The 23,971-nt window shown below is 44.3% G+C and carries 31 protein-coding genes; 27 read left to right on the forward strand and 4 right to left on the reverse strand.

Features of this window, described 5'->3' with window-relative positions:
- Nucleotides 1–3: 3 nt before the first annotated feature.
- On the forward strand, nucleotides 4–327 hold the full coding sequence (locus BFW96_RS08390; protein WP_069839179.1) for an iron-sulfur cluster biosynthesis family protein: 324 nt from the start codon (nucleotides 4–6) through the stop codon (nucleotides 325–327).
- Between the two features lie 12 nt (nucleotides 328–339).
- The gene (locus tag BFW96_RS08395; protein WP_014664498.1) at nucleotides 340–579 is read left to right on the forward strand and encodes a YqkC family protein; all 240 of its coding nucleotides are present in this window, start codon (nucleotides 340–342) and stop codon (nucleotides 577–579) included.
- Nucleotides 580–621: 42 nt separating this feature from the next.
- On the opposite strand, the gene BFW96_RS08400 is transcribed toward BFW96_RS08395, so the two are convergent.
- Entirely contained in the window at nucleotides 622–1,536 is a 915-nt protein-coding gene (locus BFW96_RS08400) for an alpha/beta hydrolase (RefSeq protein WP_069839180.1), read from the reverse strand.
- Between the two features lie 161 nt (nucleotides 1,537–1,697).
- Here BFW96_RS08400 and BFW96_RS08405 point away from each other — a divergent pair, with 161 nt between their 5' ends.
- Nucleotides 1,698–1,922 (forward strand): YqkE family protein, encoded by a 225-nt coding sequence (locus BFW96_RS08405; protein ID WP_014664496.1) that lies wholly within the window; start codon nucleotides 1,698–1,700, stop codon nucleotides 1,920–1,922.
- Nucleotides 1,923–2,088: 166 nt separating this feature from the next.
- Here BFW96_RS08405 and BFW96_RS08410 read toward each other — a convergent pair whose 3' ends face one another.
- Both BFW96_RS08410 and mciZ read right to left on the reverse strand, forming a co-directional pair.
- Nucleotides 2,089–3,009, reverse strand: coding sequence for an aldo/keto reductase (locus tag BFW96_RS08410; protein WP_069839181.1), 921 nt, complete (start codon nucleotides 3,007–3,009; stop codon nucleotides 2,089–2,091).
- A 63-nt stretch (nucleotides 3,010–3,072) separates the two neighbouring features.
- Entirely contained in the window at nucleotides 3,073–3,195 is a 123-nt protein-coding gene (gene mciZ, locus BFW96_RS08415) for a Z-ring formation inhibitor MciZ (RefSeq protein WP_014664494.1), read from the reverse strand.
- 73 nt (nucleotides 3,196–3,268) lie between these two features.
- On the opposite strand from mciZ, the gene nudF reads away from it, so the two are divergent.
- Together nudF and BFW96_RS08425 are read left to right on the forward strand one after the other, a co-directional pair.
- Nucleotides 3,269–3,826, forward strand: coding sequence for an ADP-ribose pyrophosphatase (gene nudF, locus BFW96_RS08420; RefSeq protein ID WP_014664493.1), 558 nt, complete (start codon nucleotides 3,269–3,271; stop codon nucleotides 3,824–3,826).
- Nucleotides 3,823–4,986 carry a TIGR00375 family protein gene (locus BFW96_RS08425; RefSeq protein ID WP_069839182.1) on the forward strand — a complete coding sequence of 388 codons (1,164 nt, stop codon included), beginning with the start codon at nucleotides 3,823–3,825 and terminating at the stop codon, nucleotides 4,984–4,986. Before nudF ends, BFW96_RS08425 begins: the two co-directional genes overlap by 4 nt.
- An 8-nt stretch (nucleotides 4,987–4,994) precedes the next feature.
- Here BFW96_RS08425 and ansR read toward each other — a convergent pair whose 3' ends face one another.
- The gene (ansR, locus tag BFW96_RS08430; RefSeq protein WP_014664491.1) at nucleotides 4,995–5,345 is read right to left on the reverse strand and encodes an HTH-type transcriptional regulator AnsR; all 351 of its coding nucleotides are present in this window, start codon (nucleotides 5,343–5,345) and stop codon (nucleotides 4,995–4,997) included.
- A 181-nt stretch (nucleotides 5,346–5,526) separates the two neighbouring features.
- Here ansR and ansA point away from each other — a divergent pair, with 181 nt between their 5' ends.
- The 22 genes from ansA (at nucleotide 5,527) to spoVAF (ending at nucleotide 23,955) form a co-directional block, all read left to right on the forward strand.
- Entirely contained in the window at nucleotides 5,527–6,516 is a 990-nt protein-coding gene (gene ansA, locus BFW96_RS08435; protein WP_069839183.1) for an asparaginase, read from the forward strand.
- A gap of 44 nt (nucleotides 6,517–6,560) precedes the next feature.
- A complete protein-coding gene (aspA, locus tag BFW96_RS08440; protein WP_014664489.1) occupies nucleotides 6,561–7,988 on the forward strand; it encodes an aspartate ammonia-lyase in 1,428 nt (475 codons plus the stop codon).
- A gap of 141 nt (nucleotides 7,989–8,129) precedes the next feature.
- Nucleotides 8,130–9,536 (forward strand): malate-H+/Na+-lactate antiporter MleN, encoded by a 1,407-nt coding sequence (mleN, locus tag BFW96_RS08445; RefSeq protein WP_014664488.1) that lies wholly within the window; start codon nucleotides 8,130–8,132, stop codon nucleotides 9,534–9,536.
- 16 nt (nucleotides 9,537–9,552) lie between these two features.
- On the forward strand, nucleotides 9,553–10,872 hold the full coding sequence (locus BFW96_RS08450; RefSeq protein ID WP_069839184.1) for a malic enzyme-like NAD(P)-binding protein: 1,320 nt from the start codon (nucleotides 9,553–9,555) through the stop codon (nucleotides 10,870–10,872).
- An 87-nt stretch (nucleotides 10,873–10,959) separates the two neighbouring features.
- Nucleotides 10,960–11,175, forward strand: a complete 216-nt coding sequence (locus tag BFW96_RS08455; protein WP_069839185.1) for a hypothetical protein — start codon at nucleotides 10,960–10,962, stop codon at nucleotides 11,173–11,175.
- Between the two features lie 100 nt (nucleotides 11,176–11,275).
- Nucleotides 11,276–11,926: a stage II sporulation protein M gene (gene spoIIM, locus BFW96_RS08460; RefSeq protein ID WP_069839186.1), complete on the forward strand. Its 651-nt coding sequence runs from the start codon at nucleotides 11,276–11,278 to the stop codon at nucleotides 11,924–11,926.
- Between the two features lie 107 nt (nucleotides 11,927–12,033).
- Nucleotides 12,034–12,483 (forward strand): ferric iron uptake transcriptional regulator, encoded by a 450-nt coding sequence (fur, locus tag BFW96_RS08465; protein ID WP_003223972.1) that lies wholly within the window; start codon nucleotides 12,034–12,036, stop codon nucleotides 12,481–12,483.
- Between the two features lie 125 nt (nucleotides 12,484–12,608).
- A complete protein-coding gene (locus tag BFW96_RS08470; RefSeq protein WP_069839187.1) occupies nucleotides 12,609–12,836 on the forward strand; it encodes a YqzK family protein in 228 nt (75 codons plus the stop codon).
- Between the two features lie 7 nt (nucleotides 12,837–12,843).
- Nucleotides 12,844–13,734, forward strand: a complete 891-nt coding sequence (gene xerD, locus BFW96_RS08475; protein ID WP_014664483.1) for a site-specific tyrosine recombinase XerD — start codon at nucleotides 12,844–12,846, stop codon at nucleotides 13,732–13,734.
- Between the two features lie 160 nt (nucleotides 13,735–13,894).
- Nucleotides 13,895–15,079, forward strand: coding sequence for a phosphopentomutase (gene deoB, locus BFW96_RS08480; RefSeq protein ID WP_014664482.1), 1,185 nt, complete (start codon nucleotides 13,895–13,897; stop codon nucleotides 15,077–15,079).
- Nucleotides 15,080–15,091: 12 nt separating this feature from the next.
- Entirely contained in the window at nucleotides 15,092–15,907 is an 816-nt protein-coding gene (locus BFW96_RS08485) for a purine nucleoside phosphorylase I, inosine and guanosine-specific (protein ID WP_069839188.1), read from the forward strand.
- Between the two features lie 154 nt (nucleotides 15,908–16,061).
- Nucleotides 16,062–17,231 carry a D-alanyl-D-alanine carboxypeptidase DacF gene (dacF, locus tag BFW96_RS08490; RefSeq protein WP_069839436.1) on the forward strand — a complete coding sequence of 390 codons (1,170 nt, stop codon included), beginning with the start codon at nucleotides 16,062–16,064 and terminating at the stop codon, nucleotides 17,229–17,231.
- 95 nt (nucleotides 17,232–17,326) lie between these two features.
- Nucleotides 17,327–17,680 carry an anti-sigma F factor antagonist gene (gene spoIIAA, locus BFW96_RS08495; protein ID WP_040082729.1) on the forward strand — a complete coding sequence of 118 codons (354 nt, stop codon included), beginning with the start codon at nucleotides 17,327–17,329 and terminating at the stop codon, nucleotides 17,678–17,680.
- A complete protein-coding gene (gene spoIIAB / locus BFW96_RS08500) occupies nucleotides 17,677–18,117 on the forward strand; it encodes an anti-sigma F factor (protein WP_014664478.1) in 441 nt (146 codons plus the stop codon). Before spoIIAA ends, spoIIAB begins: the two co-directional genes overlap by 4 nt.
- Nucleotides 18,118–18,128: 11 nt before the next feature.
- Entirely contained in the window at nucleotides 18,129–18,896 is a 768-nt protein-coding gene (sigF, locus tag BFW96_RS08505) for an RNA polymerase sporulation sigma factor SigF (RefSeq protein ID WP_003230458.1), read from the forward strand.
- 126 nt (nucleotides 18,897–19,022) lie between these two features.
- Nucleotides 19,023–19,643 (forward strand): stage V sporulation protein SpoVAA, encoded by a 621-nt coding sequence (gene spoVAA, locus BFW96_RS08510; protein WP_040083772.1) that lies wholly within the window; start codon nucleotides 19,023–19,025, stop codon nucleotides 19,641–19,643.
- Nucleotides 19,633–20,058: a stage V sporulation protein SpoVAB gene (gene spoVAB, locus BFW96_RS08515; RefSeq protein WP_003230463.1), complete on the forward strand. Its 426-nt coding sequence runs from the start codon at nucleotides 19,633–19,635 to the stop codon at nucleotides 20,056–20,058. Before spoVAA ends, spoVAB begins: the two co-directional genes overlap by 11 nt.
- 12 nt (nucleotides 20,059–20,070) lie before the next feature.
- Entirely contained in the window at nucleotides 20,071–20,523 is a 453-nt protein-coding gene (spoVAC, locus tag BFW96_RS08520) for a stage V sporulation protein AC (protein WP_029726751.1), read from the forward strand.
- 12 nt (nucleotides 20,524–20,535) lie between these two features.
- Entirely contained in the window at nucleotides 20,536–21,552 is a 1,017-nt protein-coding gene (gene spoVAD / locus BFW96_RS08525; protein ID WP_014664476.1) for a stage V sporulation protein AD, read from the forward strand.
- A 1-nt stretch (nucleotide 21,553) separates the two neighbouring features.
- The gene (gene spoVAE / locus BFW96_RS08530; protein ID WP_014664475.1) at nucleotides 21,554–21,904 is read left to right on the forward strand and encodes a stage V sporulation protein AE; all 351 of its coding nucleotides are present in this window, start codon (nucleotides 21,554–21,556) and stop codon (nucleotides 21,902–21,904) included.
- 7 nt (nucleotides 21,905–21,911) lie between these two features.
- Nucleotides 21,912–22,523 carry a stage V sporulation protein SpoVABEA gene (gene spoVAEA / locus BFW96_RS08535; RefSeq protein ID WP_014664474.1) on the forward strand — a complete coding sequence of 204 codons (612 nt, stop codon included), beginning with the start codon at nucleotides 21,912–21,914 and terminating at the stop codon, nucleotides 22,521–22,523.
- Nucleotides 22,474–23,955 (forward strand): spore germination protein SpoVAF, encoded by a 1,482-nt coding sequence (gene spoVAF, locus BFW96_RS08540; protein ID WP_014664473.1) that lies wholly within the window; start codon nucleotides 22,474–22,476, stop codon nucleotides 23,953–23,955. Before spoVAEA ends, spoVAF begins: the two co-directional genes overlap by 50 nt.
- The last annotated feature ends 16 nt before the right edge of the window (nucleotides 23,956–23,971 follow it).

The raw sequence follows: 23,971 nt of genomic DNA on the forward strand, positions 1-23,971 counted from the left end.
CTTATGAACATACATGTGACAGATGCAGCGAAACAGGCACTGCAGCAGGCGTTCGACGCCAACCAGGGAAAAAAAGCCCAGCTTCGTTATGATGCAGAAGGATGCGGCTGCGCGGTAAGCGGTGTACCGACAATCTGGCTGACAGAAGAATTAACGGGACAGTGCGAGCAGCTGGAAACGAACGGCATTCCGCTGTATATCCAATCGTCGCAAAAAGTGTTTTTTGACGATCAAATGACGATCGATTACAATGAAAAAGCCAAAACATTGGCGCTGAAAAGCCCGGCTGAAATGCTCAGCCCCAGAATGAGCATATTAGTAAAGTAGGAGACGCGAAACGTGGAACAAAAGCTGAAAGCAATGAAGAACACAGCACAAAATAAAACGTGGGTATCCTTCCTGAATCAAAACCATCCCTATACCTTGCTTCACTGGTCAATTGGAGGAGCAGAATCCGTCAAGAAAGATGTTTGGCTATTGCAGGATGAAATGACCTTCGAGACGCAGGAGTTTACAACGATAGACCTTGCGATTGAATGGATCAGAGAACATATGGATGATATTACCGACGTTTTGTGAAATAAAAAAGCGAAAGAGCCGACGAGGCCTTTCGTTTTTTTATTATGTTGAGACCTTCATTTTGTCTAAAAACTCCTGCACCGTTTTTCGGTACGTGTCCCGGTTTTTGGTGTATGACATGGCATGTTCACCGTTCTCGGCGATATACAGCGCTTTCGGTCCGGTTTTCTTTTCGTAAAGCCGCTCGGTTGAAGAAACAGGAATGTAATCATCATCCTGACTGTGAATAAAGAGAACCGGCTTTTCGATTTGATCAATGACAGCAAGCGGAGATACTTCGCGAGCGCTATAGCCGCCCCTCAGCTTCAAAAAGAAGTCGGCGATAGGGAGCAGGGGCCAAGACGGGAGCCTGTATTCCGTTTTCAGCAGATAGGCAAGCTGTTCATCAAAACATGCGAACGGACAATCGGCAATATAAAAATCAGCGCCATCTTCACAGTGTGCGCCAGCGTAAAGCAGAGCGGTCACAGCTCCCATCGATTCACCGTGAATTCCGATCAATCCGCAATGATTTGTTTTGTTTTTGAGCCAGCTGACAACCTCATTGAGATCATCTTTTTCATAAAACCCGTAGCTGGTCGTCTTTCCGCCGCTTTGCCCATGCCGGCGGTGATCATAAATAAGTACATTCCAGCCGAGATCAAGAAATAAATGCATATACTTAAGAGAATTCAGCACATTCATCGTTACTCCGTGGCAGATGATGATGGTGTTTTGAGTGTCGTGCGGTGCGACATGGTATCCCTTTATGTTATACCCGTAAGCGGATGGAATCTCAAAAGCAGTTTTCTCCATTTGTTCAAATGATTCGAACACATCATGTCCGTCGTCTTTCTCTCTTTTGATAATGTCTTCGTCCGTTTTTTTCTTGATGAATAGAATCATGTTCGAAAAAACAATTCCGATTGCGATGACAGCAGTTAAGAGAGCGCCAATGGCCAAAAGGATTTTCTTCAAAAGTCACAGCACCTTTCAACGAAATATATAGGTCATTCGTGTGTAAGATCATTATACCTAAACACTGCTGCGCTGAGAAAGTTATCAGAAGAGAGTTTGCTTGTTCAGCTTATATGCTCCGTGATAAACTGGCTTCAAAACAATACATGGGGGAAGTCTGCATGAAAAAACAAAAATCCGCTGATAAACACCAGCTAAAAGACGGCCTTCAATCCGATATCAAAGCAAAGCTTATGGAGATGAAGAGCCAATTGAAGGAAGAGGATGAAAAGAGGCAGGAAAGAGAAAAAGCAGAACAGATCAGAAAGAAAAAAGAGATCGAAAAAAATAAAAGTTTTGAACAACTCCTAAATGAAAGCCAAATGGATTGGCATCGATATAAATAAATCGGCCACCCATACAGAGGCTGGTTTCAGGCGTGTCGACAAACACTTGTGTACCTTGTCAAGCCTGTGAGTCGGCAGCTTCCATGCATGTCTTTTCTAACCTGCATGGTTTTCAATCGCGGTCAACAAAATGAAATCAGCACCCTTAAGGGTGCTGATTTTTCTATTAAGAGCGGTGGGCTTCATAAACGTCTTGTTTCGTATGAGATTGAAGCGCTTTGATTTCCTCTTCTGTTAGACGCCGAGCGTTTGCTGCCTGAATGTTTTCTCGTAACTGCTCAACCTTACTGGCGCCTGTAATCACTGAAGCGACAGCTGGCTGTGCTAACAGATACTGCAGCGACTTTTCTGTCATTGAAAGGTCGGGAGCCACTTCCTCCATTGCCTTGCGGGCATTTGTCAGTTCCTCAAATGAATAGGACAAGTACCCGTTTTGTTTCATGCTGTCTGCCGCTTGATCAAGGGGTCTTTCGGTTAAGAGCCCTTTGGCAACAGGGCCTCTGGCGACTACGCTGATTTGATGCTCCTCTAAAAGCGGGAGCCATTCCTCAGGGCGTCTGTCAAACAAGCTGAATTGCATCATAATGCTGACGATGTTTGATTTCTTTACATATTCTTTTATCACATTCGGGCGGATGGAAGAAATGCCATAGTAGCGGATGACACCTTCTTGTTTTAATTCCTCAAACGCCTCGATCGTTTCATCAATGTTATCCTCTATCGTGCCGCCGTGAAGCTGATAAAGGTCGATATAATCAGTTTTCAGCCGTGTAAGGCTCTTTTTTACCGCTTCTTTTATGTAAGCTTTTGAAGGGTCCCAATACCAGCCCTCGCTCCCGTCATCCCAACGGTTTCCCGCTTTTGTTGCCAGAATAATATCCTGGCGTCTGTTTTGGATCGCATCACCGACGATTTCTTCGTTGTATCCCCGGTCATACAAATCCGCTGTGTCCAAATAGTTGATGCCGAGCTCGATCGCTTCATCCAAAATGGACAATGCTTTGTTTTTTTCAGTTCCAAGAGACATACAGCCGAGTCCGACTTCGCTTATTTCTAAATCAGATGTACCAAGTTTGCGCTTTCTCATGTGCACACTCCTTTTTTTAGGCTTTGTATTGACCGTAATATAAAGGAGCCAAAGTTTCAACTTTTACGGCTCTGACACCCATTCTTTTACATATTGAAATGTGCGTCCATACTCTTTTAACTTTGCCCGAATTTCCCACGCTTTTCCGACTAAGACAACACCTTTTGGCATGCGGTACACTTTCACGAAAAGGCCTCCTTTTCTCTAGTATGATAAAATGTATGGGGCATCATATAGAGACAGAACGGGAGATGAAGAAATGAAATCATTAGAAGAAAAAACAATTGCCAAAGAACAGATCTTTTCAGGTAAAGTTATTGATCTATTTGTCGAGGATGTAGAGCTGCCAAACGGCAAAACGAGTAAACGTGAAATTGTGAAACACCCTGGAGCAGTAGCGGTATTAGCCGTCACAGATGAAGGGAACATTATCTTGGTCAAACAATTCCGTAAGCCGCTTGAGCGGACAATCGTTGAAATTCCAGCCGGAAAGCTTGAAAAAGGTGAGGAGCCGGAGTATACGGCACTTCGGGAACTTGAGGAGGAAACCGGCTATACAGCAAAAAAACTGACAAAAATAACTGCGTTTTATACCTCTCCCGGCTTTGCTGATGAAATCGTTCACGTATTTCTTGCTGAGGAGCTTTCTGTACTCGAAGAAAAACGGGAGCTTGATGAGGACGAGTTTGTTGAAGTGATGGAGGTGACGCTTGAAGATGCGCTAAAGCTGGTTGAATCGCGTGAAGTATATGATGCTAAAACTGCCTATGCGATTCAATATCTTCAACTGAAAGAAGCGCTCCAAGCACAAAAATGAAAAAGATTTACGCGGATTTGCACATTCATATCGGCCGGACCTTTACAGGAAGAGCTGTCAAAATAACAGGCGCCAAAACATTAACGCTGGACCGAATTTTGGTTGAAGCCAGTGAACATAAAGGAATTGAACTCCTCGGTATTATTGACTGTCATTCTCCGGAAGTCATTCTAGAGCTTGAGGAAGGCATATCATCTGGAAAATATCACGAGCTTGACGGGGGAGGAATCCGTTATCGCAGTACGACTCTTTTATTGGGGAGCGAGCTGGAGATTTATGATGAAGACTGCAGCGGGCCGATCCATGTGCTTGTATTTATGCCGAAGCTGGCTGATATGAAGCAGTTTTCAAACTGGCTGTCAGCCAGGCTGAAAAATATTCATTTAAGCTCACAGCGGATATATGAAACGGGCTTAAACCTGCAACAAAAAGTCAAGGAAATGGGCGGTCTTTTTATCCCCGCCCATATCTTTACACCGCATAAAAGCTTATATGGAAAAGGGGTTAAATCAAGCTTAACTGAGGTTTTTGATCCGTCAATGATAGATGCGGTGGAGCTTGGATTAAGCTGCGATACAGACATGGCTTCACACATATCTGAATTGAATCCGTATCCTTTTTTAACAAATTCTGATGCGCATTCGTTGGGGAAAATCGGCAGAGAATATAATGAACTATATGTGCAATCAGCTGATTTTACTGAGTTTGCTCTTGCATTAAAAGGGCAAGATGAAAGGAAAATGATCGCAAATTACGGCTTGGACCCGTTATTGGGGAAATATTATCAGACGGCTTGCGAAGCGTGCGGAGAACCTGCCGTGAGCGGGGAAAAATCGTGCGCGAATTGCGGCAATGCCAGATTTACCAAGGGAGTCAGCGAAAGATTGCGTGAATTGAGTGATCAGCCTGAAGTTCGCGTCCCGCGTCCGCGATATGTACATCAGATCCCCCTGCAATTTGTTCCGGGTGTAGGCCCGAAAACGCTGGACAAGCTAAAAAAAGCCTTCGGAACAGAAATGGCTGTTCTTCATGAGGCTGCAGAAGAAGATTTGGCTCGCGTTGTCCCGCCAAAAACCGCGGCGCTTATTGTAAAAGCGAGATCCGGAAAACTGGAATTGAAAGCCGGAGGAGGAGGAACCTACGGTAAAATTAAACCGTGAGTTAAAGATTAACTCAGTTCCTCCTGTACTTTTCTTTTTGTCCGTATAAAGGTAATCAGCTGGATGATTTCATCTTCACTCAGCGGCTTGCCATCAACAGAAATGGTAAAGTCAAGGCTGCTCCACGTGGCCAATTCAATGGTCTGGGGAGCAGTCTGCTTTTGTTTCTCGCGGCCTAAAAGTTCATCGCAGGTTGTGTCAAAGAGGTCAGCAAGCATGGCAAGTGCCTCAAGAGAAGGCCGTCGGTAGCCTGACTCGTAGCCGGCATATGTGCTTTTTGCGATGCCTAGAAGGTCAGCTGTATATTGAAGTGACCAATTTTTCTTTTTTCTCAATTCAGTTAAACGATCTAGATTCATGAACTTCCGCTCCTTTTTCACCTTGAGCTGATTATATCATATAGGTATTAGGAAGTGTACGCGAATTGAATAATAATGTCTTGCGTATTTTATTTTCCGTGTCTATAATTGCATTAAAAGTATGCGAAAAGCGAATACCTTCTCGCAACCCATCTTTAGATACAGTGAAGAGGTGCATGGTATGAAAAAATTATTGATGTTGACAACTGGGGGAACGATTGCTTCAGTTGAAGGGGAAAATGGGCTGGCTCCCGCGGTCAAGGCTGATGAATTACTAAGTTACGTATCAAAACTTGATAACGATTACACGATGGAAACTCAGTCGCTTATGAATATAGACAGCACCAATATGCAGCCTGAATACTGGGTGGAAATAGCCGAAACCGTTAAGGAAAATTATGATGCCTATGACGGGTTTGTTATTACTCACGGTACAGATACAATGGCCTATACATCTGCCGCACTATCATATATGCTGCAGCATGCCAAAAAGCCAATCGTCATCACCGGCTCGCAGATTCCGATCACGTTCCAAAAAACCGACGCCAAAAAAAATATTACAGATGCCATTCGCTTTGCCTGTGAAGGCGTAGGCGGGGTTTATGTTGTATTTGACGGCAGAGTCATTCAAGGAACGCGTGCGATCAAATTAAGAACGAAAAGCTATGACGCATTTGAAAGCATCAATTACCCATATATCGCTTTTATCAATGAAGACGGGATCGAATACAACAAACAAGTAACGGAACCTGAGAACGACACCTTTGCAGTTGACACTTCACTTTGCACAGATGTATGTCTGCTGAAGCTGCATCCAGGCTTAAAGCCCGAAATGCTTGATGCCCTGAAAAGCATGTACAAAGGGATTGTCATTGAGAGTTATGGCAGCGGAGGGGTGCCGTTTGAAGGCAGAGACATTTTGTCAAAAGTGAATGAGCTGATTGAAAGCGGCATTGTCGTCGTCATTACAACTCAATGTCTGGAAGAAGGCGAAGACATGAGCATTTACGAGGTAGGCCGCAGAGTCAACCAAGACTTAATTATCCGATCAAGAAATATGAACACAGAAGCCATTGTGCCAAAATTGATGTGGGCACTAGGTCAGTCTTCGGATCTTCCTGTCGTCAAGAGAATTATGGAAACGCCAATAGCTGATGACGTTGTCCTGTAAAATGTAAAAACGATAACCAGCAAAGAGAAAGAAGGTTAAAGATTATGTTAAACGGCCAAAAAGAATATCGCGTGGAAAAAGACTTCCTTGGGGAAAAACAAATTGAGGCAGATGTTTATTACGGAATTCAGACGCTCCGTGCTTCTGAAAATTTCCCGATTACGGGATACAAAATCCATGAAGAAATGATTAACGCACTGGCGATAGTAAAAAAAGCCGCGGCTCTTGCCAACATGGACGTGAAACGGCTGTATGAAGGAATTGGCCAAGCTATCGTACAAGCCGCTGATGAGATTCTGGAGGGCAAGTGGCACGATCAGTTTATCGTCGATCCGATTCAGGGCGGTGCCGGAACTTCTATGAACATGAATGCGAATGAGGTTATCGGAAACCGGGCTCTTGAAATCATGGGACATAAAAAAGGAGATTATATCCATTTAAGCCCAAACACACATGTGAATATGTCACAGTCTACAAACGATGTGTTCCCGACTGCGATTCATATTTCCACATTGAATCTCTTGGAAAAACTGCTGAAAACAATGGAAGATATGCATAGTGTGTTTAAGCAAAAAGCACAGGAGTTTGATTCTGTTATTAAAATGGGCCGGACACACCTTCAAGATGCGGTTCCAATTCGTCTTGGGCAAGAATTCGAAGCGTACAGCCGTGTTCTGGAGCGTGATATTAAACGAATCAAACAATCGCGCCAGCACCTGTATGAAGTCAACATGGGCGCAACTGCTGTTGGTACAGGTCTAAACGCTGATCCTGAATATATTAAACAGGTAGTAAAGCACCTTGCTGATATCAGCGGTCTTCCTCTCGTCGGCGCTGATCATCTTGTTGATGCAACACAAAATACAGATGCGTATACAGAGGTATCAGCTTCATTAAAAGTCTGCATGATGAACATGTCGAAGATCGCAAACGACCTGCGCTTAATGGCGTCAGGACCGCGCGCGGGCCTTGCGGAAATTTCTCTGCCTGCACGTCAGCCGGGGTCATCCATTATGCCGGGAAAAGTCAATCCGGTTATGGCGGAGCTGATCAACCAAATTGCGTTCCAGGTTATTGGAAACGACAATACAATCTGCCTTGCTTCAGAAGCAGGACAGCTTGAATTAAACGTCATGGAGCCCGTGCTTGTCTTTAATTTGCTTCAATCTATCAGCATCATGAACAACGGCTTCCGCTCGTTCACTGATAATTGCTTAAAAGGCATCGAAGCCAACGAAAAGCGCTTGAAGCAATACGTAGAAAAAAGTGCAGGAGTCATCACTGCAGTCAATCCGCATCTTGGGTATGAAGCGGCAGCTAGAATTGCCCGGGAAGCAATTATGACAGGGCAATCTGTCCGCGATCTTTGCCTGCAGCATGATGTGCTGACAGAAGAAGAATTGGATATCATTTTAAACCCATATGAAATGACAAAACCAGGTATCGCTGGGAAAGAACTATTAGAAAAATAAAATTTGAACAAAAAACAGCTTATTCATCTCGGAATATTCCGATGAATAAGCTGTTTACAACATAGGGATGAGGAAGTATAGTATACGTGTTGCACTATTTATTGAAAGCGTTTTAGCTTTTTACATGAAGGGGGACTTCTTTTGAAGGATGTAAGACTGCCAACACTATTTGAAATTATTATTGTACTAGGATCATTTTTAGCACTTGTCATGTCGTTTACCGTCTTTTTAGACTTGCCGATACAGCTCGCGCTTTTCATTTCCTGGTTTATCGCAATGATTCTCGGAATCAGACTCGGTTATACTTATAAAGATATGCAAAATGCGATCCTGCATGGAATATCAAATGGGCTTGAAGCTGTTCTGATTCTTGTTTCAGTAGGAGCGCTTATTGGAACATGGATCGCTGGTGGAATTGTGCCCACACTGATTTACTATGGTTTAGAATTTATTCACCCTAGCATCTTTTTACTTGCAACGCTTATTATTTGTTCAATTATGTCTGTCGCAACAGGTACGTCATGGGGAACAGTCGGAACTGCCGGCATTGCCATGATCGCAATTGGAGAGGGGTTAGGCATTCCGCTTCCTCTTGTAGCTGGTGCTATCCTTTCAGGCGCTTATTTCGGGGACAAGCTGTCTCCTCTGTCTGACAGCACGGTTCTTGCTTCTTCGCTATCTAAAGTAGATGTGTTAGACCACGTCAGAGCAATGCTCTTTTTATCTGTGCCAGCATATGTGATTACAGCTATTCTCTTTACAATTACTGGTTTTATGTACGGCGGGAAAAATATTGACCTTGATAAAGTTGACTTCTTGAAATCATCTTTGCAAAATACGTTTGACATTCATATTTGGATGCTGATCCCGGCTGTTGTTGTTATTGTCTTATTGGCGATGAAAAAACCATCAATGCCGGTTATCGTGATTGGTGCGTTACTTGGTGCAATCTGGGCTGTTGCTTTCCAAGGCATGAATCCTGCGGACGCTATCGCTACCGCATACAACGGATTCTCCATTAAAACAGATGTTGAATTTTTGAATGGCCTATTAAACCGCGGCGGAATTGTCGGAATGCTCAGTTCCCTTGTCGTGATTATCTTTGGACTTGGTTTTGGCGGACTGCTAGAAAAGCTTGGCGTCTTAAAAGTGATCGTTTCTATGTTTGAAAAGAAGCTGACATCACCGGGCAATGTGACTTTATCTACGCTGATTGTAGCGTTTTTAGCAAACATCTTCGGCTGTGCGATGTATGTATCTCTTATTTTGACTCCGAAAATTATGGAAGACAGCTATGATCGTTTGAATCTCGATAGAAGAGTGCTATCCCGTAACTCAGAGGTCGGGGGTACATTAACTTCAGGTATGGTTCCTTGGTCTGATAACGGGATTTACATGGCAGGAATACTAGGAGTTTCTACCTTCTCATATCTGCCGTTTATGTGGCTCAGTTTTGTAGCAATAGGTCTTGCCATTATCTATGGTTATACAGGAAAATTTATATGGTATACGAAAAACAATACAGTTAAAGCTGAAAAACTAGGCTAATAGGGGAGGATACTGAATGATAGCGAAACACATGATTCGGACACTGATGATCGAAACGCCTTCGATTCCCGGAAATCTTGGAAGGGTGGCTACGGCAATCGGCCTTCTGGGCGGGGATATTGGTGAAGTGGAGACTGTAAAAGTCGGCCCCAATTACACAATGCGGAATATTACCGTTCAAGTGGAGAATGAAGAACAGCTTCAGGAAGTGATCGCGGCTGTCCAGGCCCTCGGAGAAGGGATCAGACTTCACACCGTATCTGATGAAGTTCTGTCCGCACATGAAGGCGGAAAAATCCAAATGAAAAGCAAAATGCCGATCCGTTCACTGGCAGAGCTGGGGCGTGTCTATACACCAGGTGTTGCAGATGTGTGCCGATTGATCGAAAAAGAACCTGAAAAGGCTTCTATATATACAACGATCAGCAATTCTGTCGCGATTGTAACCGATGGAACCGCCATATTAGGGCTTGGAAATATCGGCTCTGTCGCAGGCATGCCTGTCATGGAAGGAAAGGCTGCTTTATTTGATCAGCTGGCGGGCATTAGCGGCATTCCGATATTGCTTGATACGAGTGATCCTGAAGAAATCATCAAAACGGTAAAACATATTTCTCCTGGTTTTAGCGGTATCCTTTTAGAGGATATCGGTTCGCCGCATTGCTTTGAAATAGAAGACCGCCTAAAAGAGGAGCTGAACATCCCTGTTATGCACGATGACCAGCATGGTACAGCTGTAGTGACGCTGGCTGCTGCCATCTCGGCATGCAGGAGTGCGGGGGTTGACCTCAAGGAAGCGAAAGTGGGGCAAATCGGCCTGGGCGCGGCAGGCGTCGCCATCTGCCGGATGTTCATGGCCTATGGCGTGAAAGCCGTGTACGGAACAGACAAATCAGAGGCGGCAATGAACCGTCTTGAACAATACGGCGGACATGCAGTTTCCAGTATTGAGGAGCTCATGGAAACATGTGATATTGTCATTGCTACAACTGGAGTTCCGGGGTTAATCAAACCGGCATTTGTACGTTCCGGCCAGGTGATTTTGGCATTATCAAATCCGAAGCCGGAAATTGAGCCGGAGGCCGCACTGCAGGCTGGCGCTGCATATGCAGCTGACGGGCGTTCTGTTAATAATGTACTCGGTTTTCCTGGAATTTTTAGAGGAGCGCTTAACGCAAAGAGCAAGGAAATTAATCATGATATGCTTGTCGCAGCAGCAGAGGCCATCGCAGCCTGCACAAAACAAGGCGATGTGGTCCCTCAGCCGCTTGATTCAAAAGTCCATCATGAGGTAGCAGCAGCTGTCGAGCATGCAGCTCTTACAGCAGTAAAATAAAAGTAGCTAAACAGCACCTTAGCAGGGTGCTGTTTTTTCTTATCAGTGTTCAATTTTGTTATCATTACTAAATAAGGGAGTGATCACATGGCAAAAAGCCAGGCAAAAAAGAAGCGGGAGCATCGACTGAGAAACGGCGGACGTGACGTCTCATCATCAAGAGGCAGTACACCATCTTTCAGCACACATGAAAGAATGACAAAAAGCAAAAAAGAGATTTTGAATAAACGCAAGCATAAGAATCCTTATGATCATACGGCAGTTGATGATAAGGATTTTTTTTCGTCCAAAAAAACCGCCTAGCATTCTTCTCTATCGTTTCTTTTTGAAAAGGGGCATCTTTTTGTGTTTCTTTCATACAATCTATTAAATCAAATCAATAGAGCGGGCGGGAGGAAACGGTATGCGAAAAATCTCTTATAAGGACATGTTTCTTAGGCACGTCAAAGATCATCTCTCTCTTTATATATTTGTTTCAGTGCTGTTTTTCATGGGTGTCATCTTTGGCGCAATTATTGTCAACAGTATGACGATCAGCCAGAAAGAAGATTTATACTACTATTTAAGCCAATTTTTCGGACAGCTTTCGGATGGAAAACAAGCAAGTGCATCTGATATGTTTGGGCAAAGTATCTTTCATAATGCAAAATATTTAGGGCTGATGTGGATATTGGGGATTTCCGTCATTGGCATGCCGATTATTTTTATCATGATCTTTCTGAAAGGGATCGTGGTCGGCTTTACTGTCGGGTTTCTTGTCAATCAGATGGGAGTAAGCGGGTTTTTTCTATCATTTGTCTCCGTTTTGCCGCAAAATGTGCTGCTGATTCCGGCGTATCTCATTATGGGTACGTGTGCGATTGCGTTTTCTTTAAAGTTAATCAGGCAGCTGTTCGTGAAACGAAGCCTGCATGACGCGCCGATTCAATGGTTCGGACGGTATGCCTTTGTGCTACTGGTTATTCTGCTTTTAGCGCTGATTTCGTCTCTCTTTGAAGCATACTTATCTCCTGTATTAATGGAAAAGCTTACATCGAAACTTTTTTTAAAATAATTATTAAAAGAAAATCGTTTTATTTATCAGTTTATAATAATTATAGTTGGAACTCTGCGCTTATTTTGTTATAATGAGTCATGGAATGCGGCGTAGGAGGGAAAGACATGGAAAACCGTATTGATCGAATTAAGAAACAACTGCACTCATCCAGCTATAAACTTACGCCTCAGCGTGAAGCGACAGTAAGGGTGCTGCTTGAAAACGAAGAAGACCATTTAAGCGCAGAAGATGTATACCTCCTCGTAAAAGAGAAATCTCCTGAGATCGGTCTCGCTACAGTATACCGTACGCTTGAATTATTAACTGAATTAAAAGTCGTTGATAAAATTAACTTTGGAGACGGCGTATCCCGTTACGATCTTCGGAAAGAGGGCGCAGCCCACTTTCATCACCACTTGGTGTGCATGGAGTGCGGGGCCGTTGATGAAATTGAAGAAGATTTGCTTGAAGACGTGGAAGAAATCATTGAACGTGATTGGAAATTTAAGATTAAAGATCATAGATTAACGTTTCACGGCATTTGCCACCGCTGTAACGGAAAAGAAACTGAATAGACGGTGCCGAGCGCGAACCTTTTCTCCTGGGGGAAAGGGTTTTTTGCTGTTTCCATGTATAAAACCTTTCTGATTTGGCATATGGTTTATATAACTGGAACCATAGGGAAAGGATCGATTAGGACATGGGAAGATTCCTGAAAACAACTGTCGATGCATTGAAAGTTTTCATCCTGTTTACCGGTTTTACCGCTTTGTTCTATTATGCTATGATATGGGTGAATCAAGAGTATGAAAACTATCATCGGTACGATAAACCGGAAGGCTCCGCTGTAAAAGTTGTGGAAATGGATCAGGATGAAAAAAGCGGATGGTTCGACCGGTTGATCTTTTTTTACCAAAACGGGGAGTAGATCAAGAGTGAAAGATCAAATAAAGGATTTCATCCACTACGTCATGGTAGAGAGAGGGCTCTCTCAAAATACGATCGTATCCTATGAACGTGACTTGAAAAGCTATTCTCTCTACTTAACAGAAACCCTTCATGTTACGGATTGGAATCACGTGACCCGCATACATATTATCCAATACTTAAAGCACTTGAAGGACTCGGGGAAATCCGGGAAGACATCGGCGCGGCATTTGGCATCCATTCGCTCTTTTCATCAATTTCTGCTCAGGGAAAAAGTGACGGACAAGGACCCTTCCGTTCATATCGAAACACAAAAGACGGAACGGGCGCTTCCGAAAGTGCTCGCACTCAATGAGGTCGAGCGATTATTGGACACGCCTAAGCTAACGAGCCCTTTCGGTTATCGGGATAAAGCAATGCTGGAACTGCTTTATGCGACAGGCATACGAGTCAGTGAAATGATTGAATTGAAAACGTCTGATGTTCATTTATCTATGGGGTTTGTCCGATGCTTCGGCAAAGGAAGAAAAGAGAGGATCGTGCCAATTGGTGAAGCAGCCGCTTCCGCCATTGAGGAATATATGACAAAAGCCAGGGGGAAATTGTTAAAGAACAATGTGTCTGACGCCCTCTTTTTAAATCATCACGGCAAACAGATCAGCCGCCAGGGATTTTGGAAGAACCTGAAGAAAATCGCGTTGGAAGCCGGGATTAAAAAAGAGCTGACTCCGCACACACTCAGGCATTCTTTTGCGACGCATCTGCTTGAGAACGGGGCAGATTTAAGAGCGGTTCAGGAAATGCTCGGTCATGCGGATATATCCACGACGCAAATTTACACACATGTGACGAAAACAAGGCTGAAGGATGTGTACAAGCAGTTTCATCCGCGTGCATAGCCGCAGATGGCTGCGGCTTTTTTGTTTAGAGCGACAGAAAATATTGAAGTTTCTCATTATTTCCAAATGCATTGTCAACGGGAATGAAAACGGTTTATACTTGAGTTGTCAGACCTCTTAGCGATACAATAGACGTATAGAAAAAAAGGAGGCTTTCAAGATGCCTGCATACAAATATAATCGTGTGTTTTTAATTGTGATGGACTCAGTCGGAATTGGCGAAGCGCCGGATGCCGCTGACTTTAATGACGAAGGTGCTCATACGCTCGGGCATATTGCCGAGCATATGAACGGATTACATATGCCGAATATGGCAAAGCTCGGCCTTGGTCTTATCGAAGATATCAAAGGTGTAGAAAAAACAGAACATCCGCTTGCGTATTATGGAAAAATGCAAGAAGCGTCAAACGGCAAAGATACAATGACCGGCCATTGGGAGATTATGGGCTTATACATTGATAAACCGTTTAAAGTGTTCCCGGAAGGCTTTCCTGATGAATTGCTTCAAGAGCTGGAAAAGAGATCTGGACGCAAAATAATCGGAAACAAGCCGGCTTCAGGCACGGCAATTTTGGATGAGCTTGGCCAGGAGCACATGGAAACAGGAGCTTTAATTGTTTACACGTCTGCTGACTCTGTTCTGCAAATTGCCGCTCACGAAGAGGTTGTGCCGCTTGAAGAGCTGTACCGCATTTGTGAAACGGCGAGAGAACTGACGCTTGATCCGAAGTATATGGTTGGCCGCATTATTGCACGGCCGTTCGTCGGAGAGCCGGGGCAATTCAAACGGACGCCAAACCGCCATGACTATGCGCTTAAGCCGTTTGACCGCACTGTCATGAATGAATTGAAGGACAGCGGCTTAGATGTGATTTCAATCGGTAAAATCTCTGATATTTACGACGGAGAAGGCATTACTTCTTCACGGAGAACGGTTTCTAATATGGACGGAATGGACAAGGTGATCGATACGCTGGGAGAAGACTTTACGGGTCTCAGCTTTGCGAACCTTGTTGATTTTGACGCCTTATTCGGACACCGCCGTGACCCTGAAGGCTACGGACGCGCGCTTGAAGAATTTGATGCGCGGCTTCCGGAAGTGTTTGAAAAAATGAAAGAAGACGATCTGTTGATTATTACAGCAGACCACGGCAATGATCCGATTCATCATGGGACTGACCATACACGCGAGTATGTGCCGATTCTCGCTTACAGCAAAAAACATAAAAAAGCGCAAATGCTGCCGCTCGCAGATACATTTGCCGATATCGGCGCAACGATCGCTGATAATTTCCAAACAAATAAACCGAAATACGGGAAAAGCTTTTTATCTTTATTACAATAGGGGGACTGTTTCTTGAAGGACAGAATTGAACGCGCAGCCGCTTTTATTAAACAAAACCTGCCGGAATCTCCGAAGATCGGCCTTATTTTAGGCTCAGGTCTTGGCATTTTGGCGGACGAAATCGAAAATCCGGTCAAGCTGAAATATGAAGACATACCTGAATTCCCGGTATCTACTGTTGAAGGGCATGCGGGACAGCTTGTGCTGGGCACTCTTGAAGGAGTTTCCGTCATTGCAATGCAGGGCCGCTTTCATTTCTATGAAGGCTACTCAATGGAGAAAGTGACATTCCCAGTACGCGTGATGAAAGCGCTCGGCGTGGAAGCATTGATCGTGACAAATGCCGCAGGCGGTGTCAACACTGAATTCCGTGCGGGAGACTTAATGATTATTACCGATCATATCAACTTTATGGGGACAAACCCGTTAATCGGGCCAAACGAAGCTGATTTCGGCGCCAGATTTCCAGATATGTCTTCAGCCTATGACAAAGAGCTATCCAGCTTGGCTGAAAAGATTGCGAAAGACCTTAATATTCCAATTCAAAAAGGCGTGTATACTGCTGTGACAGGACCTTCTTACGAAACACCGGCAGAAGTCCGTTTCTTAAGAACGATGGGCTCTGATGCAGTCGGCATGTCTACTGTTCCGGAAGTCATTGTGGCGAATCATGCGGGAATGCGGGTTCTTGGCATTTCCTGTATCTCTAACGCGGCAGCCGGAATTCTGGATCAGCCTTTAAGTCACGATGAAGTAATGGAAGTGACCGAAAAAGTAAAAGCTGGATTTTTGAATCTTGTTAAAGCGGTCGTCGCTCAATACGAATAAAAAAGAATCAAAGCAGGGCCAAAAGACAGCTGTGTCGGATATCACACAGCTGTCTTTTTTTGTGCCCAAAATTCGAAACATTTTCCATCAGTGGCGTATAAAACCATCCCGCTTGGAAAAAATAAAAAGGATTATGAAATGGAGGGCTTTTGAGATGAAACGTCTTTTATCCACTTTGTTGATTGGTATAATGCTGCTTACAATTGCACCGTCTGCATTTGCAAAACAAGACGGAAAACGTGCATCGGAGCTTGCTCATGAAGCGAAGTCTGCGGTGCTGATAGAACGTGACACGGGAAAAGTGCTTTACAACAAGAATAGTAATGAGAGACTGGCGCCTGCAAGCATGACGAAAATTATGACGATGCTTTTGATTATGGAAGCTTTAGATAAAGGCAAAATCAAAATGAGTGATAAGGTCCGTACAAGCGAGCATGCGGCGTCAATGGGCGGCTCACAGATCTTCCTTGAGCCCGGCGAAGAAATGACTGTCAAAGAAATGCTGAAGGGTATCGCAATCGCTTCAGGAAATGACGCTTCTGTAGCCATGGCTGAATTTATTTCCGGCTCTGAAGAAGAATTTGTTCAGAAAATGAACAAAAAAGCAAAAGAGCTGGGATTGAAAAATACAGCCTTCAAAAACCCGACCGGATTGACAGAGGAAGGACATTACAGCTCTGCTTATGACATGGCAATCATGGCTAAGGAATTATTGAAATACGAATCAATTACGAAGTTTACCGGCACGTATGAAGATTACCTGCGTGAAAATACAGATAAAAAGTTTTGGCTTGTGAATACGAATCGCCTGATCAAGTTTTATCCTGGTGTAGACGGCGTCAAAACAGGCTATACAGGTGAAGCGAAATATTGTCTGACTGCTTCGGCTAAAAAAGGGAACATGCGGGCCATCGCAGTTGTATTTGGAGCGAGCACACCTAAAGAAAGAAACGCGCAAGTGACAAAGATGCTTGATTTCGCCTTTAGTCAATATGAAACGCATCCTTTATATAAACGAAATGAAACAGTAGCAAAAGTAAAGGTCAAAAAAGGGAAACAAAAATTGATCGAACTCACTACATCTGAGCCGATTTCAATATTGACGAAAAAAGGCGAGGATATGAACAATGTGAAGAAAGAAATCAAGATGAAGGACAATATCAGTGCTCCGATTCAAAAAGGCCAAGAGCTTGGCACTCTTGTTCTGAAAAAGGATGGAGAAGTACTCGCTGAAAGTCCAGTTGCTGCAAAAGAAGATATGAAGAAAGCCGGGTTTATCACATTCTTGAAGCGGACGATGGGAGACTGGACAAAATTTAAGTAATTATGCCGAATGACCACTAGTTTTGTCACGGTGAAGGAATTCATTCCGTCGAAATCGAAACACTCATTATCCGATCATATCAAGGAGGAATGAGCATGAGCCTTGGAATTGACATGCATGTCAAAGAATCTGTGCTTTGTATTCGATTAACAGGCGAACTCGATCACCATACGGCTGAAACCCTGAAACAAAAAGTGACTCAATCATTGGAGAAGGATGATATTCGCCATATCGTGCTGAACCTGGAGGACCTTTCCTTTATGGACAGCTCGGGGCTTGGCGTCATTTTAGGAAGATACAAGCAAATTAAGCAAATTGGCGGAGAAATGGTCGTTTGCGCTATCTCTCCTGCGGTGAAGCGGTTGTTTGATATGTCGGGTCTGTTTAAAATTATCCGATTTGAACAATCTGAGCAGAAGGCCCTGCTTACACTGGGGGTGGCATCATGAAAAATGAAATGCACCTTGAGTTTTCTGCCCTCAGCCAGAATGAATCATTCGCCCGTGTGACAGTTGCTTCATTTATAGCTCAGCTGGACCCGACAATGGATGAATTGACTGAAATCAAAACAGTCGTGTCAGAGGCTGTCACGAATGCGATTATCCATGGATATGAAGAAAACTGTGACGGAAAAGTTTACATTTCTGTAACGCTGGAAGATCATGTCGTATATATGACCATTCGTGATGAAGGCTTGGGCATAACAGATCTTGAAGAAGCCCGCCAGCCTTTATTCACGACTAAGCCTGAGCTTGAGCGTTCTGGAATGGGCTTTACCATTATGGAAAATTTCATGGATGATGTCAGTATCGATTCATCGCCTGAAATGGGAACAACGATTCGCTTAACAAAGCACTTATCAAAAAGCAAAGCGCTTTGTAATTAAGGAGATTTGTTATGGATGTGGAGGTTAAGAAAAACGGCAAAAACGCTCAGCTGAAGGATCATGAAGTAAAGGAGTTAATCAAACAAAGCCAAAATGGCGACCAGCAGGCAAGAGACCTCCTCATAGAAAAAAACATGCGTCTTGTTTGGTCTGTCGTACAGCGGTTTTTAAACAGAGGATATGAGCCTGACGATCTCTTCCAGATCGGCTGCATCGGGCTGTTAAAATCTGTTGACAAATTTGATTTAACCTATGATGTGCGTTTTTCAACGTATGCAGTGCCGATGATTATCGGAGAAATCCAGCGGTTTATCCGTGATGACGGAACCGTAAAAGTATCAAGGTCACTAAAAGAGCTCGGAAACAAAATTCGGCGCGCCAAGGATGAGCTTTCGAAAACACTGGGCAGAGTGCCGACGGTGCAGGAGATCGCAGACCATTTGGAGATTGAAGCAGAAGATGTTGTACTGGCCCAAGAGGCGGTAAGGGCTCCATCTTCAATCCACGAAACCGTTTATGAAAATGACGGAGATCCGATTACCCTGCTTGATCAAATCGCTGACAACTCAGAAGAAAAATGGTTTGACAAAATTGCGCTGAAAGAAGCGATCAGCGATTTGGAGGAAAGGGAAAAATTAATCGTTTATCTCAGATATTATAAGGACCAGACGCAGTCCGAGGTGGCTGAACGGCTCGGGATCTCTCAAGTACAGGTTTCCAGACTTGAAAAGAAAATATTAAAACAGATCAAGGTTCAAATGGATCATACGGATGGCTAGTCTGCAGTGCAGGCTAGCTTTTTTGTGTGCAAAAGCGTGGTAATTTATGGTCTTTTCGAGCGGATGAATGAGAACAAAATCGAACCACATACTACATATATAACCACCGAAAGATGGTGATCAATGATGGAACGACGAATATTTATCCGGCTTCGCCACCGGGTGCTGGCACATCCAGGGGATATCATTACCGTTGGAGATGCCGCGCAGATAGAAGGGCAGCTTCAGCTGAAAAAGAAACTTTCAGCTATGCCGCTTTATCAAGTGAGCGAAAAAGATAAAAATATCGTAATTCTGGATATCATACAGGTCCTCAAAGCCATTCACTTACAAGATCCGACACTTGATGTTCAAACAGTAGGCGGAGCAGAAGCCATTGTTGAAATTCAGTATCGAAAACGGAAATTATCAACGGTTCTGTTTATCGGTGTCTGGCTGCTTCTGTTTATCGGATCGTGTCTTGCCATCATGAACTTTCATGAGGATGTAAGCATGAGAGATGTTCATATCGCACTATATGAAATCATAACCGGAGAGAGGAATGACTATCCATATTTGCTTCAAATCCCATACAGCATCGGTTTGGGACTGGGGATGATCGTGTTTTTCAACCACATATTTAAAAAGCGCCTAAATGAAGAGCCCAGCCCGCTGGAGGTTGAGATGTTTAACTATCAGCTTGATCTCGATCAATATGTGGCCATGCACGAGAATCAAGAAACCATAAAGGATCTGCATGATCGTTAGTGTATTGTTCATTATTTTTGTCGGGCTCGGCGGAGGCATAACGGTGGGGGCAGGTTTCGTTGCTTTTTTAACCGTAATGGGGATCATTCCGCGGCTGATGCAGCTCACCAAAACAATGAGATTTGTCCAGGCTTATGAAGCCGCTGTTATTCTTGGCGCTGTTTGCGGGGGATGGGAGACGCTTCATATGAATCATCTTTATCTGACAAAATGGATAGCTGTGCCGGTCGGACTTCTGGCAGGTTTGTTTGTCGGGATGCTAGCGGCTGCCCTTACAGAGGTTTTAAATGTCCTGCCGATTTTGGCAAAACGAATCGGGCTCAGAAGTAAAATCATTATTCTGTTAATGGCCATCGTGATTGGGAAAATCGCGGGATCTTTATTTCATTGGCTGTACTTTATTGACCATTCATAAGGAGGTTTCAAGATGACAAACATTAAAGAAAATTACAAATCAAAAGTAAAAACATATCAGCCTAAGCCGCCTTACGTCTGGAACTGTGTAAAAGCCTTTTTGGTGGGCGGGCTGATTTGTGCAATCGGGCAAGGTCTGCAAAATTTCTACATCCATTTTTTTGATTTTAATGAAAAAACTGCGGGAAATCCAACGGCTGCAACGCTGATATTAATTTCTGCCCTGCTTACAGGGTTAGGCATCTATGACAGAATCGGACAATTCGCAGGCGCCGGTTCAGCCGTACCTGTCACAGGATTTGCCAACAGCATGGCAAGCGCCGCACTTGAATATAAAAGCGAAGGATTAGTGCTTGGGGTAGCGACTAATATGTTTAAACTGGCAGGGAATGTAATTGTTTTCGGGGTTGTGGCTGCATACATCGTTGGAATGATTCGGTTTGCTTTTGAGAAACTGATGTCATAGGAGGAGAAGATAATGAAATTAACAGGAAAGCAAACCTGGGTATTTGAACATCCCTTATTTGTGAACTCAGCGGGAACGGCAGCAGGACCAAAGGAAAAAGACGGACCGCTCGGCTCTTTATTTGATAAAACCTATGACGAAATGCATTGCAATCAAAAAAGCTGGGAAATGGCGGAACGGCAGCTAATGGAAGACGCTGTAAATGTTGCGCTTCAAAAAAACAATCTGACAAAAGATGATATTGATCTATTGCTGGCAGGCGACTTGCTGAACCAAAACGTGACGGCTAACTATGTGGCAAGACATTTAAAAATCCCGTTTCTTTGTATGTTTGGCGCTTGTTCAACATCAATGGAAACAGTGGCTGTCGCGTCAGCGTTAGTTGACGGCGGGTTTGCCAAAAGGGCACTCGCTGCCACCAGCAGTCACAATGCAACAGCGGAAAGACAGTTTCGCTATCCGACAGAATACGGAGGCCAAAAACCGGACACTGCCACTTCTACTGTAACCGGAAGCGGCGCAGTTGTCATCAGTCAGACACCGAGTGATATTCAAATCACAAGTGCGACTGTCGGAAAGGTTTCTGATTTAGGAATTACAGATCCTTTTGATATGGGATCGGCCATGGCTCCGGCTGCAGCTGATACAATTAAGCAGCACTTTAAAGATCTAAACCGGACAGCGGATGACTACGATCTTATCCTGACAGGTGACCTGTCAGGCGTCGGTTCTCCAATCGTAAAAGATCTCTTAAAAGAAGATGGTTATCCAGTCGGCACAAAGCATGATGATTGCGGGCTTCTGATTTATACCCCGGATCAGCAGGTCTTTGCCGGGGGGAGCGGCTGTGCTTGTTCAGCGGTTGTCACCTACTCTCATATTTTTAAGCAGCTGAGAGAAGGAAAATTAAACCGTGTATTTGTCGTGGCGACCGGTGCGCTGTTAAGCCCGACGATGATCCAGCAAAAAGAAAGCATCCCGACTATCGCCCACGGGGTTGTATTTGAGCGTGCAGGAGGTGCATCTTAACATGGATTATCTTTTGGCTTTTGTATGTGGCGGTGCCATTTGTATCGTCGGTCAGCTGCTCTTGGACATTTTCAAATTGACGCCAGCTCATGTCATGACAACATTCGTTGTAATCGGTGCCATATTAGATGGTTTCGGCATTTACGATAAATTTATTGAATTTGCCGGAGGAGGCGCCACCGTTCCGATCGTCAGCTTTGGTCACAGTCTTTTGCACGGTGCCATGCATCAGGCGCATATACACGGATTTATCGGAATCGGCATGGGAATTTTTGAGCTGACATCTGCCGGTATCTCAGCCGCCATTCTCTTCGCTTTTATCGTAGCTGTTATTTTCAAACCGAAAGGATAATGCCGACATGACAACAAAACGCAAGGTCATACTGGTAACAGACGGGGATGTGTATGCCGCTAAAACAATTGAATACGCCGCAAGAAAAGTAGGAGGCCGATGTATTTCACAATCGAAAGGGAACCCCTCCACCCGCAGCGGCGCCGAGCTCGTCAAGCTGATCGCCTCAGCACCGTATGATCCTGTATTTGTCATGTTTGACGACTCCGGCCTTCAAGGAGAGGGTCCGGGAGAAGCCGCTCTGACCTATGTCGCGACCCATCCGTCTATTGAAGTGCTCGGTGTGATTGCGGTCGCGTCAAAAACACATCAGGCTGAATGGACCAGGGTCGATGTAAGCATTGACCGCAATGGAGAAGTAACTGAATATGGCGTCGATAAAGTCGGGGAAAGAGAATTTGATGACCACAGAATGAGTGGAGATACAGTCTATTGCCTTGATAAACTTGATCTTCCGCTTATTGTCGGTATCGGGGATATCGGCAAAATGGGCAGAAAAGACGATATCTCAAAAGGGTCGCCAATCACCATGAAAGCGGTCGAGTTTATTTTAGAAAGGAGCGGGTATCATGCCGGACCACAAGGAAGAGAAAATTCGGGTTTATCGGAATCCAGCTAAAAATGAAGAGTACTTCAAAAAACGTGTCGGGATGGGGACAAGCTATGACGTAGGTGTTCGCAAGCTCATTATTTTAGACAAAGAGATCCAGCTTTACTATCTAAATGGATTATGCGATACGGCTTATATTATTCATTTAATGAGAGAGCTTGTTGCCATTAACAATCGGAAAGAAGATCCTGATGAGCTGGTCGATATTGTCGAAAACAGATTGCTTAACGCCCAGGTCGAAAAAGTAAAAACCTTGGATGAAACCACCGACCAAGTGCTGTCCGGGCTCGTCGCAGTCATTGTTGAAGGCGCAGGCTTCGCATTTATCATTGATGTCAGGAGCTATCCGGGCAGAAATCCGGAAGAACCAGATACGGAAAAGGTAGTCAGGGGAGCCAGAGACGGATTTGTTGAAAATATCGTCGTCAATACGGCCCTTCTCAGAAGGCGGATCAGAGACGAACGCCTTCGAGTCAAGATGACGAAAGTTGGCGAACGGTCAAAGACGGATTTAAGCATTTGTTATATAGAAGATATAGCTGATCCGGATCTGGTTGAGATCGTGGAAAAGGAAGTTGCTTCCATTGATGTCGATGGATTAACAATGGCCGACAAAACTGTCGAGGAATTCATTGTTAATCAAAACTATAATCCTTTTCCGCTCGTGCGCTACACAGAAAGACCGGATGTGGCCGCGAATCATGTTCTTGAGGGCCATGTTGTCATTATAGTGGATACATCGCCTAGTGTGATCATTACCCCGACGACTTTATTTCACCACGTGCAGCATGCGGAAGAATATAGGCAGGCGCCTTCAGTCGGGACCTTTTTAAGATGGGTCAGATTTTTCGGTATTCTTGCTTCTACTTTATTTCTTCCGATTTGGTTTCTCTTTGTGCTCCAGCCTGATCTGCTCCCGGACAATATGAAATTTATCGGTTTAAATAAAGATACGCATATCCCGATCATCCTGCAAATATTTTTAGCGGACTTAGGAATCGAGTTTCTCAGAATGGCTGCCATTCACACCCCGACAGCTTTATCGACAGCAATGGGTTTAATTGCCGCTGTTCTGATCGGGCAGATTGCGATTGAAGTCGGCCTTTTTTCGCCTGAGGTGATTCTGTACGTCTCACTTGCGGCGATTGGAACCTTTACGACGCCTAGTTATGAATTAAGCTTGGCAAACAAAATGAGCCGCCTTGTCCTCATGATACTCGTTGCCTTATTTCATATAAAAGGGCTCGTTATTGGATTTACAGTGCTAATTATTGCCATGGCAAGCATCAAATCCCTTCAGACACCGTACTTATGGCCGCTGATTCCCTTTAACGGAAAGGCGCTGTGGCAGGTTCTTGTCCGCACAGCGAAACCTGGCGCAAAAGTTAGGCCCAGTATCGTTCACCCCAAAAATCGCTTAAGACAGCCTACCAATTCATAATCGCATTGAAACTGAC

The organism is Bacillus sp. F56 (assembly GCF_001748205.1).
In the GTDB taxonomy this organism is placed as follows: Bacteria; Bacillota; Bacilli; order Bacillales; family Bacillaceae; genus Bacillus; species Bacillus stercoris.

Bases quoted from the DNA above. Each gene is read 5' to 3' on its own strand.
- BFW96_RS08450 (WP_069839184.1), top strand. From the start codon at position 9,553: ATGATAGCGAAACACATGATTCGGACACTGATGATCGAAACGCCTTCG.
- spoVAF (WP_014664473.1), top strand. From the start codon at position 22,474: ATGCCGGACCACAAGGAAGAGAAAATTCGGGTTTATCGGAATCCAGCT.
- BFW96_RS08405 (WP_014664496.1), top strand. From the start codon at position 1,698: ATGAAAAAACAAAAATCCGCTGATAAACACCAGCTAAAAGACGGCCTT.
- spoIIM (WP_069839186.1), top strand. From the start codon at position 11,276: ATGCGAAAAATCTCTTATAAGGACATGTTTCTTAGGCACGTCAAAGAT.
- spoVAB (WP_003230463.1), top strand. From the start codon at position 19,633: ATGATCGTTAGTGTATTGTTCATTATTTTTGTCGGGCTCGGCGGAGGC.
- sigF (WP_003230458.1), top strand. From the start codon at position 18,129: ATGGATGTGGAGGTTAAGAAAAACGGCAAAAACGCTCAGCTGAAGGAT.
- aspA (WP_014664489.1), top strand. From the start codon at position 6,561: ATGTTAAACGGCCAAAAAGAATATCGCGTGGAAAAAGACTTCCTTGGG.
- deoB (WP_014664482.1), top strand. From the start codon at position 13,895: ATGCCTGCATACAAATATAATCGTGTGTTTTTAATTGTGATGGACTCA.
- spoIIAB (WP_014664478.1), top strand. From the start codon at position 17,677: ATGAAAAATGAAATGCACCTTGAGTTTTCTGCCCTCAGCCAGAATGAA.
- spoVAEA (WP_014664474.1), top strand. From the start codon at position 21,912: ATGACAACAAAACGCAAGGTCATACTGGTAACAGACGGGGATGTGTAT.
- fur (WP_003223972.1), top strand. From the start codon at position 12,034: ATGGAAAACCGTATTGATCGAATTAAGAAACAACTGCACTCATCCAGC.
- nudF (WP_014664493.1), top strand. From the start codon at position 3,269: ATGAAATCATTAGAAGAAAAAACAATTGCCAAAGAACAGATCTTTTCA.
- BFW96_RS08390 (WP_069839179.1), top strand. From the start codon at position 4: ATGAACATACATGTGACAGATGCAGCGAAACAGGCACTGCAGCAGGCG.
- ansR (WP_014664491.1), bottom strand. From the start codon at position 5,345: ATGAATCTAGATCGTTTAACTGAATTGAGAAAAAAGAAAAATTGGTCA.
- BFW96_RS08410 (WP_069839181.1), bottom strand. From the start codon at position 3,009: ATGAGAAAGCGCAAACTTGGTACATCTGATTTAGAAATAAGCGAAGTC.
- spoVAC (WP_029726751.1), top strand. From the start codon at position 20,071: ATGACAAACATTAAAGAAAATTACAAATCAAAAGTAAAAACATATCAG.
- spoIIAA (WP_040082729.1), top strand. From the start codon at position 17,327: ATGAGCCTTGGAATTGACATGCATGTCAAAGAATCTGTGCTTTGTATT.
- ansA (WP_069839183.1), top strand. From the start codon at position 5,527: ATGAAAAAATTATTGATGTTGACAACTGGGGGAACGATTGCTTCAGTT.
- spoVAD (WP_014664476.1), top strand. From the start codon at position 20,536: ATGAAATTAACAGGAAAGCAAACCTGGGTATTTGAACATCCCTTATTT.
- dacF (WP_069839436.1), top strand. From the start codon at position 16,062: ATGAAACGTCTTTTATCCACTTTGTTGATTGGTATAATGCTGCTTACA.
- BFW96_RS08455 (WP_069839185.1), top strand. From the start codon at position 10,960: ATGGCAAAAAGCCAGGCAAAAAAGAAGCGGGAGCATCGACTGAGAAAC.
- spoVAA (WP_040083772.1), top strand. From the start codon at position 19,023: ATGGAACGACGAATATTTATCCGGCTTCGCCACCGGGTGCTGGCACAT.
- BFW96_RS08425 (WP_069839182.1), top strand. From the start codon at position 3,823: ATGAAAAAGATTTACGCGGATTTGCACATTCATATCGGCCGGACCTTT.
- BFW96_RS08470 (WP_069839187.1), top strand. From the start codon at position 12,609: ATGGGAAGATTCCTGAAAACAACTGTCGATGCATTGAAAGTTTTCATC.
- spoVAE (WP_014664475.1), top strand. From the start codon at position 21,554: ATGGATTATCTTTTGGCTTTTGTATGTGGCGGTGCCATTTGTATCGTC.